This window comes from Microbispora sp. CA-135349 (assembly GCF_050947365.1).
Lineage (GTDB): Bacteria > Actinomycetota > Actinomycetes > Streptosporangiales > Streptosporangiaceae > Microbispora.
On the sequence record NZ_CP192001.1, the window covers coordinates 3,340,509 to 3,353,219 of the forward strand.

Sequence of the window (12,711 nt, forward strand, 5' to 3'; positions counted from 1 at the left end):
GCCAGCGGAGATCAAGGGACCTGCAAGGGGGCGGCCGTTCACTGAGTGCACAAGCCCGGCAGCCAGGGGAAACGCCGGGAGCCACCCCCTGAGGAGATCATCATGAAGCGCACCGCTCTCGGCATGGTCGCCGCCGCGATCACCGGCCTCACCGCCCTCCCCGCCGTCGCCACTTCCGCGTCCGCCGCCGACTACGGCCCCGACACCTGTGTGAGCGGCTACGTCTGGCGCGAGGCACGCCCCTCCGACCACGTCTGCGTCACCCCGGCCGTCCGCACGCAGACCGCCAAGGACAACAGCGTCAGGTTCTCCCGCTGGACCAACGGAGCATACGGCCCGCACACCTGCGTGACGGGCTACGTCTGGCGCGAGGCTTTCACCGGTGACGACGTCTGCGTCACGCCGGCCGTACGTCAGCAGGTGCGCAACGACAACGCCGCCGCGGCCGGTCGCCGGGCCTCGTCCTCCGGCATCGCGTCCCCGATCGTCATCAACCGCAGGGTCAACTTCAGCGGAGGGGTCCCGGTCGGTGGCTGGACCTCGCTGACCGTGTACCGCGACGGGACGTACCAGTGGTCCGGGCACATGCACGACTCGGGCGGCACCAGCTACAACTTCTCGGGCGTCTGCGTCGTCCGCACGTCGTCGGGCTCGGCTTTCGTCTTCGAGACCTTCGGGCGGCTCCACGGGACGTTCGACTCCGGATCCCGCGACCACAACTGGAACAAGTCAGGCACCATCTCCTCCCTGCCGACGGCCTGGCGTGCCTCCTCGGGGTACACGTGGAGCTGCCAGAACAGCGTCAAGCTCAACCTCGACGGCACGGTGAAGACCGCGCTCGACGCCGTCGGATACGTCAAGTCGGTCATCGCGATCGTCGCCTAGAGCGATCGCCCGGGGATCGGACGATCGAGGAGGAGGGCCGGGTCGCCCGGCCCTCCTCCGGACATGTGGGCCCGCATCCGGCGGTTCGTCGACCCGTCGTTCCGATCAGGAGCCGGTGACCGCCTTCTTGGGAGACGGCGCCGCGGGAGCGTGCTCCGGCAGGCCGTGCCGCCGCCACCAGCGGGCCAGGGGCCGGGGCGCCCACCACGCCCGTTCGCCGAGCAGCCGCATGGTGGCAGGCACCAGCAGGCCGCGCACGATCGTCGCGTCCACGGCGACCGCGATCACCAGGCCGATCCCGATCATCTTCATGATCGTCACGTTGGAGAAGGCGAACCCGGCGACGGACACGGCGACGAGGAGGGCGGCGCTGGTGACTACCCCGGCCGTCCGGGCCAGCCCGCGCGCCATCGCCTCCGCGGGACCGGCGCCGCGCTCGCGCTCCTCGCGTACCCGCGACAAGAGGAACATCTCGTAGTCCATCGCCAGCCCGAAGGCGATCGCGACGATCAGCACGGGGAAGTTCACGTCGACGGCCCCGACGGGTTCGACGCCGAGCAGCCCGGCCAGGCGCCCGTCCTGGAAGATCAGCTTGATGGCGCCGAAGGACGCCGACAGCGACAGCAGGTTCAGCAGCACCGCCTTGATCGGCAGGATCACCGAGCCGAACGCCAGGAACATCATGACGATCGACACCACGGCCACGAACAGCGCCATCCACGGCAGGCGGGAGACGACCATGTCCACGATGTCCACCCGCGAGGCGGGCATTCCCGTGAACGACGCGGCGGCCCCGGCCGGAGGCGGCACCGCACGCAGGCCCGCCACCATCCGCACGGCCTCGCGGGACATCGGGTCCATCGCGTAGCCGAGGGTGATCCTGGCGAGAGTGCCGGTGGTCCCGGTGACGGACGCGCCCTCCACGCCGGGCACCGCGTCCAGGCGGGCGGCGTAGCCGTCCAGCACCGGCCGATCCAGGGCGCGCGGCGACTCGACGACGGCCGTCACGACCTTGGCCGGGTCGGCGGCGAAGCGCTCCGCCAGTTCCCGGGTCACGACGCGCGCGTCGGCGCCGGAGGGCAGCACCCAGTCGCCGGGGCGGGCCCAGTTCACGCCGAGGAACGGCAGGCCGAGCGCCACGAGCACCGCGACGACGGCGAGGGCGCTCGCGAGGGGCCGCCGCATGACGGCGTGAGCCAGGCGATACCACCGCTCACCGGAGGCGGTGGACCCGGCGTTGCCGGTCCGCCGGCCGAACCCCCTTTGGCCGGCCCGCCGGCCGAGTCCCTTTCCGCCGGCCCTCCGGCCGATGGCCGCCAGCAGCGCGGGCAGCACGGTGAGGGAGGTCAGCACGGCCAGGACGACCGTGGCGACGCCCGCGTACGCCATCGACTGCAGGAACCGCGAGGGGAAGACCGCGAGCCCCGCGAACGACAGCGCCACGACCGCGCCGGAGAACGCGATCGTCCGGCCCGCCGTGGCCGTCGTCCGCTCCACCGCCGTCTCGGCGGACGCGCCCCTGCCGATCTCCTCCCTGAACCGGGTGACCGCGAGCAGCGCGTAGTCGATCGCCAGGCCGAGGCCGAGCATCGTGACGACCTGGATGGCGAACGTCGAGACGTCGGTGACCAGGGTGACCAGGCGCAGCACCGCCATCGTGCCGAGCGCGGCGACCACGCCGACGGCCAGGGGAAGCGCCGCCGCCAGGAGGCTGCGGAAGACCACCGCAAGCAGGATCAGCAGGATCGGCACGGAGATCGCCTCGGCCAGGCCGATGTCACGCGCGATCGTGCCGTTGACCTGGTCGGTCATGGCCGTGAGGCCGCCGAACCGCACGGTCAGGCCCTCGGCCTCGAACCTGTCCCGGATGCCGCGCAGGGCCCGTACGCGCTCCTGATCGTCGGGGGAGCGGAACTGCACGGTGACGTACGTCGCGTGCCGGTCGTGCGACACGAAACCGGGCGAGCCGGTCGACCAGTACGACTCCAGGCGTGCGACGTCCTGGCGGGGGACCGCGTCGAGGGCCCGGCGTACGGGCCCGGCGAAGGCGGGATCGTCCACGGTGAGGCGGTCGCTTTCGTACAGGACGACGACGTCGGCCGTGTGGCGGCCCAGCGGTCCCGCGAGCAGGCGATCGGCGTGCGAGGACGGGCTGCCGGGGTCGTCGAAGCCCGCGCCGCCGCCGAGGCGGCCGAAGACACCGGCGCCCCACACGCCCGCGACCACGGTGAACAGCAGGGCGCCCAGCAGGATCGGGCGACGGTGACGGGCCGCGAAGCGGCCGAGAGCGCCGAACATGCGCTTACCCCATTCCAATAGTGAAGAGTGTCACTATCCATAATTATCAATAGCGACGCTATCCATATCTGTGGGCATGGGCAAGCCCCGGGCCTATCCTGGGAGGGTGCGGCGAGGGAGAGGGACATGCGGATCGCGGAGCTGAGCAGGCGGACCGGGGTCCCGATCCCCACGATCAAGTACTACATGCGAGAGGGTATGGTCCCGCAGGGCGAGCGGACCGGCCCCAACCAGGCGCGGTACGGCGAGGAGCACGTCAGGCGGCTGCGGCTGGCCAAGGCGCTGGTCGAGGTCGGCGGGCTGCCGGTGGCCTCGGCCCGTCAGGCGCTCGCTCTGATCTTCTCCTCCGGCATCTCGGAGTTCGACGTGCTGGGCAAGGCGCAGTACGCGCTGACCCCGCCCAGAGAACGCGCCGGCGACGACGCCGGGGACGACGCCGCCGCGCAGGTCGAGGACCTGATCGCCCGGCGGGGCTGGCAGGTCAAGCCCGGCAATCCTGCCAGGCGGACGCTGGCGGACGCGCTGGCGACCCTGAACCGCCTCGGCCAGGACGACTACCTGGAGCTGCTGGAGACCTACGCCGAGGCCGCCGAGCACCTGGCGGACACCGAGGTGCGGGCGATCAGCCGGCGGGGCGACCTGCACGCCATGGCCGAGGCGATCGTGATCTGGACCGCTCTCGGCGATCCTGTGATCGCCTCCCTGCGCCGCCTGGCCCAGGAGGCGCGGGCGGCCCGGCTCCTCGGCGGGACCGCCGAGGAGACCGCCTGAGAGCCGTCTCGCGGGCGCCGCCGGCGAACGCGGGATCATTGTGCGGGAATCCCCGTCCCGCCGCCGATGCACGCTTTCCGGCGGTATCCCGGTAGCCTCGGGGACGACGATTCGAAAGGGAGAAGGAGAGCCGGTGTCGGGTCTGGTCGTCGCCATGGACGGTCCCTCGGGATCGGGCAAGTCGAGTGCCTCGCGGGGCGTCGCGCGGGCGCTGGGCCTGCGCTACCTCGACACGGGCGCCATGTATCGCGCGGTCACCTGGTGGATGCTCCAGCGGGGCGTGAACCTGGAGGACGCCGCCGAGATCGCCGCGAGGTCCGCCGAGCCCGCACTGGTGATGAGCACCGACCCCGACGCGCCGGGCGTCACCGTGGACGGCGTCGACGTCAACGGGCCGATCCGGGGCCCCGAGGTGACCGGCGCGGTGTCGGCCGTGAGCGCCGTGCCCGAGGTGCGCCGCCGGCTGGTGGCCCTGCAGCGGGAGATCATCGCCGAGTCCCTCCCGGGTGGGGGAATCGTGGTCGAGGGCCGCGACATCGGCACCGTGGTCGCGCCGGACGCGCCCGTCAAGATCTACCTCACGGCGAGCGCCGAGGCGCGCGCCCTGCGCCGTACGGCCGAGCTGGACGGAACGACCGTGGAAACGCAGAAGGCCGCGATGGCCCGGCGTGACGCCCTCGACTCGACGCGCAAGGCCGATCCGCTGGCGATGGCCGCGGACGCGGTGGAGCTGGACACGACGCCGCTGGACCTGGACGAGGTGATCGCCGAGGTGCTCCGGCTCGTCAAGGAGCGGGCCTGACGCCCGCACGCCCCGCCTGACCGCCTCCCGCGCCGCGTCTGCCGCGCCGGGGTTGGCCACGCGGTGCGACGTACGAACGAGCCCGGCCCCGGAAGCGGTCCGCCGGGAGGCCTCACGGGAGGCCGGGGAGAACGGGAAGAGCAGCCGATGAGGCAGGGTATGGACGTGACGGGGGAGTACGACGAGGACGAGGGCGGCTGGATCGAGGCCGAGCTCGCCGAGCTTTCCGCCGAGGAGGCGGAGCGGGAGCCCGACTCGGGCCCGCTGCCGGTCGTCGCCGTGGTCGGGCGCCCCAACGTCGGCAAGTCGACGCTGGTCAACCGCGTCATCGGCCGCCGTGAGGCGGTCGTGGAGGACGTGCCGGGCGTGACCCGCGACCGGGTCACCTACGAGGCGACCTGGCGGGGCCGGCGGTTCACGCTGGTCGACACCGGCGGCTGGGACCCGGACGCGACCGGCATGGCCCTGCGCATCGCCGAGCAGGCGCAGATCGCCGCCGAGCTGGCCGACGTGATCCTCTTCGTGGTGGACGCGAGCGTCGGGGTCACCGACTCCGACGAGACCGTCGGCGCGGTCCTGCGCCGCTCGGGCAAGCCGGTCGTGCTGGCCGCCAACAAGGTCGACAACCAGCAGATGGAGCTGGAGGCGAGCGGGCTGTGGTCGCTCGGGCTGGGCGAGCCGCACCCCGTCTCGGCCCTGCACGGCCGCGCCAGCGGCGACCTGCTCGACGTGGTGCTCGACGCGCTGCCGGAGACGCCGCCGCAGACGTTCGGCGAGCGGCGGGGCCCGCGGAGGATCGCGCTGCTGGGCAAGCCCAACGTGGGCAAGTCGTCGCTGCTCAACAAGCTCGCCGGAGAGGAGCGGGTGCTCGTCGACCCGATGGCCGGCACCACCCGCGACCCGGTGGACGAGCTGGTCGAGCTGGGCGGCACGACGTACCGGTTCATCGACACCGCGGGCATCCGGCGGCGTGACCGCGAGCTGAAGGGCGCGGACTTCTACGCGGCGATGCGCACGCGGGCCGCGCTGGAGCGGGCGGAGGTGGCGGTCGTGCTGATCGACGCCTCCGAGGTGCTGACCGAGCAGGACCTGCGGATCATCGGCCTGGTGATCGAGTCGGGCCGGGCGATGGTGGTCGCGTTCAACAAGTGGGACCTGGTCGACGAGGACCGGCGGTACTACCTGGAGAAGGAGATCGACCGGCAGCTCGTCCGCACGCCCTGGGCGCTGCGGGTGAACATCTCGGCGAAGACCGGCCGTCACGTCGAGAAGCTCGCACCGGCCATCGAACGGGCTCTGGAGTCGTGGGGCACGCGGGTGCCGACGGCCCGGCTCAACCAGTTCCTCACCGAACTGGTGCAGGCCACCCCGCCGCCGGTGCGCGGGGGCCGGCAGCCGAAGATCCTGTTCGCCACCCAGGCGTCGACCGAGCCGCCGAAGTTCGTGCTGTTCACCTCGGCGTTCCTGGAGGAGACCTACAGGCGCTTCATCGAGCGCCGCATCCGCGAGGAGTTCGGCTTCGCGGGCTCTCCGATCGAGGTCACGATGAAGATCCGCGAGAAGCGCAAGAAGAAGTAGGCCCGCGAGATGTGAGGACCGGAGCGGGCAGGAGCTTTCCGGCCGGTCGGCGCGGTGATGTCCCGGCTTGCGGGGCGGGGAGAGGGCATCCCCGGGCCACCGGCCGAACGCCGGTCTCCGCCGCCTGCCGCTTCGGTCCCTGCCGCCGCTCCGGGCGTCAGTCTTCGCCGCCGCCTCGGGCGGCGGCCGACAGCAGGGCGAGCGCGGCCCGGCGGGCCTGCTCGCCCGTGCCGGCCGCGCCGTGGTGCGCGGCGACGACGGTGGCGCCCTCCACCAGCATGAGCAACTGGCGCCCGAGGATCGGCGGATCGGCGGCTCCGGCGCGCTCGGCGATGCCGGTCAGCAGGTCGAGGTAGCGGTCGAGGCGACGTACGCCCTGGACGGCGGGCACAACCTCATGCGCGACGCCCCGGACGAGCTGTTGAGGATCCTGGTCGGGGCCGCCGGGGCCCCTTGGTAGGGAATGCCCTACCCCCGGGACTGCCGCCCGCCGGATCGATCTCCGGCGGGCGGCTCAATAACGTTGGGGACATGCGCCGACTTCTCTCCCGCCTCGGCGGCGACACGGTCTATATCCTCGTCGGGTTCCCCCTCGCGGTCATCACGTTCTGCCTCACGGTGGCCGGCCTGTCGGCCGGCGCCGGTCTGCTGGTGGTCTGGCTGGGCGTGCCAGTCCTCGCTCTCACCCTCCTCATCGCCCGGGGGATGGGCGACGTCGAACGGCTCCGGATGCGCGCGGTGCTGGGCAGGGACATGCCCCGGCCGCGGTATCCCGTATCGCCGCCCGGGGCGGGCGTGTTCCGCAAGACCGTCACCCCGCTCGCCGGGGGCCAGCCCTGGCTCGACGCGCTGTACGCGCTGCTGACCTTCCCGGTCGCGATCGTGACATTCTGCGTGACCGTCACCTGGTGGGCGGTGACGCTCTTCGGGCTGACCTACCCGCTGTTCGGGTGGATCCTGTCGAACATCCCGGACAACCACGAGCTCCCCGAACTGCTCGGCCTCGGGCGCGGCTACGTCGTGAACAGCGTCTTCTACGTCGCCATGGGGGCGGTCTTCGCGCTCACGCTCTACCCGGTCGTCCGCTCCTGCGCGCTGATCAAGGCGTCGCTGGGCCGGGCGCTGCTGACGGGCGTCGCCGAGCTGCAGGAGCGCATCGACGACCTCACCGAGGGCCGTCACGCCGCCGCGCACGCCGAGGCGAACGCGCTGCGCCGCCTGGAGCGCGACATCCACGACGGACCCCAGCAACGCCTGGTCCACCTGGCGATGGAGCTGTCGCGGGCCCAGCGGGAACTGCAGAAGGACGCCACCGCCGCGCACGACACGATCGGCAAGGCCATCAGCGCCACCCGGGAGACCCTGGACGAGCTGCGGGCGCTGTCGCGCGGCATCGCCCCGCCGATCCTCGCCGACCGCGGCCTCGCCCCGGCGCTCGCCGCTCTGGCCGGCCGCTGCACGGTGCCGGTGGAGCTGGACGTCCAGACGGCCGAGCGGTATCCCGCGCTCATCGAGAACACGATCTACTTCGTGACCGCCGAGTCGCTCACCAACGTGGCCAAGCACAGCAGGGCGACGTCCTGCTCGGTCGGGCTGACCAGGATCGGCGACACGCTCATGCTCACGATCGGGGATGATGGGGTCGGCGGCGCCCATGTCGCCAAGGGACACGGCCTGTCCGGCCTGGCCGACCGGCTGCGGGCCGTCGACGGCGAGCTGTCGGTGCGGTCGCCGGCGGGCGGGCCGACACTGATCACGGCGGAGGTTCCGTGCGCGTAGTGGTGGCCGACGACGCCGTCCTCATCCGGGAGGGGCTCGTCCGCCTGCTGGAGGAGTTCGGTTGCGAGGTCGTCGAGGCCGTGGGCACGGGGGAGGACCTGGTCGACGCCGTCGTCGCCCACCGTCCCGACGTGTCGGTGGTCGACGTGCGGATGCCTCCGACGTTCACCGACGAGGGCCTGCGCGCCGCCGTCGAGGCGCGGGAGAAGGTCGCGGGCGCGCCCGTGCTGATCCTGTCGCAGTACGTCGAGGTGTCCTACGCCGACGACCTGCTGGCCGACGCCCGCGGTGCGGTCGGCTACCTGCTGAAGGACCGCGTGGTCGACGTCGAGGAGTTCATGGACGGCCTGCGGCGGGTCGCGGCAGGGGGGACGGTCTTCGACCCGCAGGTCGTCGCCCAGCTGATGGTGCGGCGGCGGCGCGACGACCCGCTGGTCTCGCTGACGCCACGCGAACGGGAGGTCCTCGAGCTGATGGCCGAGGGCAGGTCGAACCCCGCGATCGCCCGCCGCCTCGTCGTCACCGAGGGCGCCGTGGAAAAGCACATCCGCGGCATCTTCACCAAGCTCGGCCTGCACGCCGACGACGGCGACCAGCACCGCCGCGTCCTCGCGGTGCTGGCCTATCTGCGTTCCTGACCGGTCCTGCGGGTCCGGCGGTGTTCGCCGCCCACGGCCGGGCCGGGACGCCCTGGCCCGGCCGGGAGGTCAGTCGGGCGGCCGGGGTGAGGAGTCTCGGGACGACGTCGTGCTCCGGTTTCCGGCGGTGAGTCCGGCCGGAAAGGGGCGGGCCGATATCACCGTTCGCAACCTTGACGTAACGCACGCCCGGTGAAATAGTCAGGGCGGCTGATCAAGCGTACGCCATCCGATTCCCCCACAAATCCCCCAATCTCGAATTACTGGTGATGTTAGCGCTCCCATAAATGTTAGCGCTAACACAAAAAATGCGCCGGCAGAGACGCCCCGGGCGGAACCACCCATGTCCCGCGGGGCGCGCCCGGACGACCGCAGGTGCGGGCATCGGCCGGCGCACGGCCCAGGAAGGCTCGGCTCAGCCGAGCGGCACACATGGAGGAGTCGATCCAACATGTTCGGACCCCCCACCCGACGCATCCGACGCAGGCTCGCCGCTCGTACGGCGACCGCGCTCGCCCTGGTCGGCGCCACGTTCACGCTGGCGCCGATGACGTCCCCGGCGCAGGCGGCGAAGCCGGCCGCCCCGGCCAGGCCGCAGGGCCCATGTGACATCTACGCCGACGGCGGCACCCCCTGCGTGGCCGCCCACAGCACCACGCGGGCGCTGTACGCCTCCTACGACGGCCCGCTGTACCGAATCAGGCGCACATCCGACAACGCGGTCGAGGACATCGGCGTCGTCCGACCCGCCGCCGTGCCGTTCCCGGACGCGGGCGGGTACGCCGACGCGGCGGAGCAGGACTCCTTCTGCGCCGGCACGATCTGCCTGATCACCACCATCTACGACCAGTCCGGCAAGGGCAACCACCTCTACCAGGCGCCCCCCGGCACCTTCCGCGGCCCGGACGTCGGCGGATTCGACACCCTCTCGATCGCGGACATGGCGCCGATCACGATCGGCGGCCACAAGGCCTACGGCGTCTACATCATGCCGGGCATGGGGTACCGCAACAACAACGCCACCGGCCTTCCGAAGGGGGACGAGCCGGAGGGCATCTACTACGTCATCGACGGCACGCACTACGACAGCGGCTGCTGCTTCGACTACGGCAACGCCTCGACCAACGGCCGCGCCGTGGGCACCGGCACCATGGAGACCACCTACTTCGGCACCGCCACGGCCTGGGGAAGCGGCAGCGGCCCCGGCCCGTGGATCATGTCCGACATGGAGGCGGGCCTGTTCTCCGGCTACAACGCGAAGCAGAACCCGGCCGATCCGACGATCGACTCCTGGCGGTTCGTCACCGCCGTCGTCGACGGCGGCGGCGGGAACCAGTGGGATCTGCGCGGCGGCAACGCGCAGGAGGGCGCGCTGACGACCTTCTACAGCGGAATCCGTCCCGGGTCGCTCACCAACGCCAGCTACTACCCGATGCACAAGAAGGGGGCCGTCCTCCTCGGCACCGGTGGTGACAACGGCAACGGTTCGTCCGGCACCTTCTACGAGGGTGTGATGACGAAGGGCTACCCGGCCGAGGCCACCACGGACGCGGTGCAGGCCAACATCGTGGCCGCTAGGTACGACGTACAGCGGCTGACCCTGTCGCGGGCCACGACGTTCACGCGGGGCTCGGCCCAGGATGTCACCGAGACGTTCACCAACACCACGGGATCGGCCGCCGTGGGCGTCAAGCTGGGCATGTCCGCGCCCAAGGGGTGGTCCGCCCTGGTCAAGGGCACCGACGACAAGTCGGTGACGTTCGACCGGGTCGCGCCCGGTGAGAGCGTGAGCGCGACCTTCACGGTCACCTCCGCGGCGGCGACCGGCGCCGGTTTCCTGACCGGCAAGGCCGAGTGGACGAACCCGTCCGGCCCGGTCAAGGGCAGGCAGTCGACCGAGACCGCCCAGGCGGTGCGCGACGTCATCCCGGTCAGGATCAACGAGGTCCGCTACCGCACCAGCAGCAACACGACCGACCAGTTCGTCGAGCTCTACAACGCCTCCGACGTCGACGTCGACCTGTCCGGCTGGACCCTGACCAACACTCCCAGTGGCTCGGCCGGCACCACGCTGGCGCAGATCCCGGCCGGGACGAAGCTCGCGAGCGGCGCCTACTACCTGCTCGGTCTGTCCGCCTCGGGGCTGGCGGCTCCGCTGAGCCCGGGTGCCACCACCGTGAACGTCAGGAGCACGACCGGCTTCGCGGCCGGCCGGCGGATCGAGGTCGACACCGGCGCCAAGCGGGAGACCCGCACGATCCAGGCGGTCGGGACGGCGGCGAGCACCCCGACCACGCTGTTCGTGCCCGTCTCGACGGGGCCGTGGATCACGATTCCCGCCGGCTCCACCAACGTGCCCGTCACGAACGCGACCGGCTTCACGGTCGGCCAGCAGATCGGCATCGACTCGGGCGCCGCCTACGAGCAGGCCACGGTCACCGCGGTCGGCAAGGCGGCCACGCAGACGACCCTGTCGGCGGCGGCGCCCGCGGGCGCGACCAACATCAAGGTCGCGGCCGACTCCGCCATGACGCCCGGTGACAAGCTGACGGTGGACACCGGCGAGAACGAGGAGGTCGTCACGGTCACGAACGTCGGCACCACCGGCGCGAACGGCACGGGCGTGGATCTGGCCGCCCCGCTGCGGTTCGCCCACGAGCCGGGCGTCGACGTGTCCGACCCGGGAACGGGCGTCAGCTTCTCACCGGCGACGCGCCTGCCGCACACCAGCGGCGCGGCGGTGCAGGCACTGGGCGGCGGCATCACGCTCGACAGTCCGCTGGACCAGGGCCACGCGACCGGCGCGGCCGTGGTCGACCCCCTGGTCACGACGGCGGGCTACCAGGGGTCACCGGCGCCCGACCAGTGGTTCGGGGGCGCGCTGTCCACGAGTGCCGGCTCGATCGCGCTGCGGGACGCCACCGGCGCCCTGGTCGTCGACGCCGTCGTCTACGGGTCCCAGCAGAGCAGTTCGAGCGGCAACGGCACCATCACGAGCCCCGAGCTCGCCGTCATGGAAGCCGACCAGGGCAGGGGCGGCTGCATCGCGGTGGTGGCCGGCGCCGCCGCCGGCGCCGGGCGGAGCAACGCCCGCTGGCCTGACGGCAACGACACCGACAGTCTCTGCCGCGATTTCATCACGACCACCGTGCCGACGCCGGGTGCGGCGAACGCCAGGTGACCTGATCGGTCGCCGGGCGTCTCCGGTGCCCGCCGCACAACGGCGGGCACCGGAACGGCGGCAACCACCCGGCCGGGCGTCCGGCACCCAGCGGCACGGCGGCGCTGGAGTTCTGGTGGCTGTGGTACCGGGTAGGTGCCGGTCGCCGCCCACGCGGCCGCGACCGGGACGAACAGGATCCGATCGAGAGCGATCAGACGCGTGGTGGTCAGGCCGCGACGCGTTCCGCGACCGGAGTCCCGGCCGTCGCCTTCATCAGGGCGCGGGCCTGCTGGACCAGGATGACGGCGACGGCGAGGATGGCCACGCCGTCGAGGGCGTGGAAGCCGAGGACCACGAGGCTGCCGGTCGTGGTCGAGTTCTCGGTCCACCCCGCGATCTCCGCCAGCGAGAAGATGACCAACAGCTGCACAGCGACCAGCACGAACGGCAGAATCGACAGGCCCACCAGCTTGCCGCCCGCACGGGCGATCAGGGCCACGACCGTCGTCAGCAACGACAGGAGCGGCATGATCATCGTGCCGTTCATGGCGTGGTAGCCGATGGCGGCGTCCGGATCGCCCGGCGCCGGGTGCGGCGTCTCGAACGCGCCGAACGTGGCGAGATAGAACTGGGCGAGCACGGCGACGAGCTGCAGAACGGCGAACCCGAAGAACACCTTGCGCATTTGGGGCCTCCTCAGTCGGGAAGGGAAGTGCCCCGGGGGTTCTGCGGGGCGGCGGCGAAGAGCCGCGAACGGTACGCCCGCAATGGTGGACCGTGCGCTGTCCCGGGCACCC

At 72.0% G+C, this 12,711-nt stretch carries 10 protein-coding genes; 7 read left to right on the forward strand and 3 right to left on the reverse strand.

All coding sequences use genetic code 11. The annotated features are described in order from the left end of the window. Positions 1–102: 102 nt before the first annotated feature. Complete coding sequence (locus tag ACQPZZ_RS15625) at positions 103–885, forward strand: hypothetical protein (RefSeq protein WP_432932695.1); 783 nt, start codon at positions 103–105, stop codon at positions 883–885. A 105-nt stretch (positions 886–990) separates the two neighbouring features. Here the strand turns inward: ACQPZZ_RS15625 and ACQPZZ_RS15630 are convergent, their stop codons facing one another. Continuing rightward, positions 991–3,183, reverse strand: coding sequence for an MMPL family transporter (locus ACQPZZ_RS15630; RefSeq protein ID WP_432932697.1), 2,193 nt, complete (start codon positions 3,181–3,183; stop codon positions 991–993). Between the two features lie 126 nt (positions 3,184–3,309). Between ACQPZZ_RS15630 and ACQPZZ_RS15635 the strand changes: the two genes are divergently transcribed. The 3 genes from ACQPZZ_RS15635 to der all read left to right on the forward strand — a co-directional run bounded on the left by ACQPZZ_RS15635 (position 3,310) and on the right by der (position 6,334). Beyond that, positions 3,310–3,954 carry a MerR family transcriptional regulator gene (locus ACQPZZ_RS15635; protein WP_432932699.1) on the forward strand — a complete coding sequence of 215 codons (645 nt, stop codon included), beginning with the start codon at positions 3,310–3,312 and terminating at the stop codon, positions 3,952–3,954. Between the two features lie 154 nt (positions 3,955–4,108). Continuing rightward, entirely contained in the window at positions 4,109–4,756 is a 648-nt protein-coding gene (gene cmk / locus ACQPZZ_RS15640) for a (d)CMP kinase (RefSeq protein ID WP_363637242.1), read from the forward strand. A 147-nt stretch (positions 4,757–4,903) separates the two neighbouring features. Further along, positions 4,904–6,334, forward strand: coding sequence for a ribosome biogenesis GTPase Der (gene der / locus ACQPZZ_RS15645; protein WP_432932701.1), 1,431 nt, complete (start codon positions 4,904–4,906; stop codon positions 6,332–6,334). Positions 6,335–6,491: 157 nt separating this feature from the next. On the opposite strand, the gene ACQPZZ_RS15650 is transcribed toward der, so the two are convergent. Further along, positions 6,492–6,725 carry a hypothetical protein gene (locus ACQPZZ_RS15650; RefSeq protein WP_432932703.1) on the reverse strand — a complete coding sequence of 78 codons (234 nt, stop codon included), beginning with the start codon at positions 6,723–6,725 and terminating at the stop codon, positions 6,492–6,494. A gap of 140 nt (positions 6,726–6,865) precedes the next feature. Here ACQPZZ_RS15650 and ACQPZZ_RS15655 point away from each other — a divergent pair, with 140 nt between their 5' ends. The 3 genes from ACQPZZ_RS15655 (at position 6,866) to ACQPZZ_RS15665 (ending at position 11,932) form a co-directional block, all read left to right on the forward strand. Then, positions 6,866–8,113: a sensor histidine kinase gene (locus ACQPZZ_RS15655; RefSeq protein WP_432932705.1), complete on the forward strand. Its 1,248-nt coding sequence runs from the start codon at positions 6,866–6,868 to the stop codon at positions 8,111–8,113. Continuing rightward, positions 8,104–8,751, forward strand: coding sequence for a response regulator (locus ACQPZZ_RS15660; protein WP_432932706.1), 648 nt, complete (start codon positions 8,104–8,106; stop codon positions 8,749–8,751). The genes ACQPZZ_RS15655 and ACQPZZ_RS15660 overlap by 10 nt, the downstream gene beginning before the upstream one ends. A gap of 451 nt (positions 8,752–9,202) precedes the next feature. Continuing rightward, positions 9,203–11,932: an arabinofuranosidase catalytic domain-containing protein gene (locus tag ACQPZZ_RS15665; RefSeq protein ID WP_432932708.1), complete on the forward strand. Its 2,730-nt coding sequence runs from the start codon at positions 9,203–9,205 to the stop codon at positions 11,930–11,932. A gap of 208 nt (positions 11,933–12,140) precedes the next feature. Here ACQPZZ_RS15665 and ACQPZZ_RS15670 read toward each other — a convergent pair whose 3' ends face one another. Beyond that, a complete protein-coding gene (locus ACQPZZ_RS15670; RefSeq protein WP_432932710.1) occupies positions 12,141–12,599 on the reverse strand; it encodes a DUF6220 domain-containing protein in 459 nt (152 codons plus the stop codon). Positions 12,600–12,711: the final 112 nt, after the last annotated feature.

Excerpts from the sequence above, each read along its gene's own strand:
- ACQPZZ_RS15670 (WP_432932710.1), bottom strand. The coding sequence starts at position 12,599 with ATGCGCAAGGTGTTCTTCGGGTTCGCCGTTCTGCAGCTCGTCGCCGTG.
- ACQPZZ_RS15625 (WP_432932695.1), top strand. The coding sequence starts at position 103 with ATGAAGCGCACCGCTCTCGGCATGGTCGCCGCCGCGATCACCGGCCTC.
- ACQPZZ_RS15635 (WP_432932699.1), top strand. The coding sequence starts at position 3,310 with ATGCGGATCGCGGAGCTGAGCAGGCGGACCGGGGTCCCGATCCCCACG.
- ACQPZZ_RS15655 (WP_432932705.1), top strand. The coding sequence starts at position 6,866 with ATGCGCCGACTTCTCTCCCGCCTCGGCGGCGACACGGTCTATATCCTC.
- ACQPZZ_RS15630 (WP_432932697.1), bottom strand. The coding sequence starts at position 3,183 with ATGTTCGGCGCTCTCGGCCGCTTCGCGGCCCGTCACCGTCGCCCGATC.
- der (WP_432932701.1), top strand. The coding sequence starts at position 4,904 with ATGAGGCAGGGTATGGACGTGACGGGGGAGTACGACGAGGACGAGGGC.
- ACQPZZ_RS15665 (WP_432932708.1), top strand. The coding sequence starts at position 9,203 with ATGTTCGGACCCCCCACCCGACGCATCCGACGCAGGCTCGCCGCTCGT.
- cmk (WP_363637242.1), top strand. The coding sequence starts at position 4,109 with ATGGACGGTCCCTCGGGATCGGGCAAGTCGAGTGCCTCGCGGGGCGTC.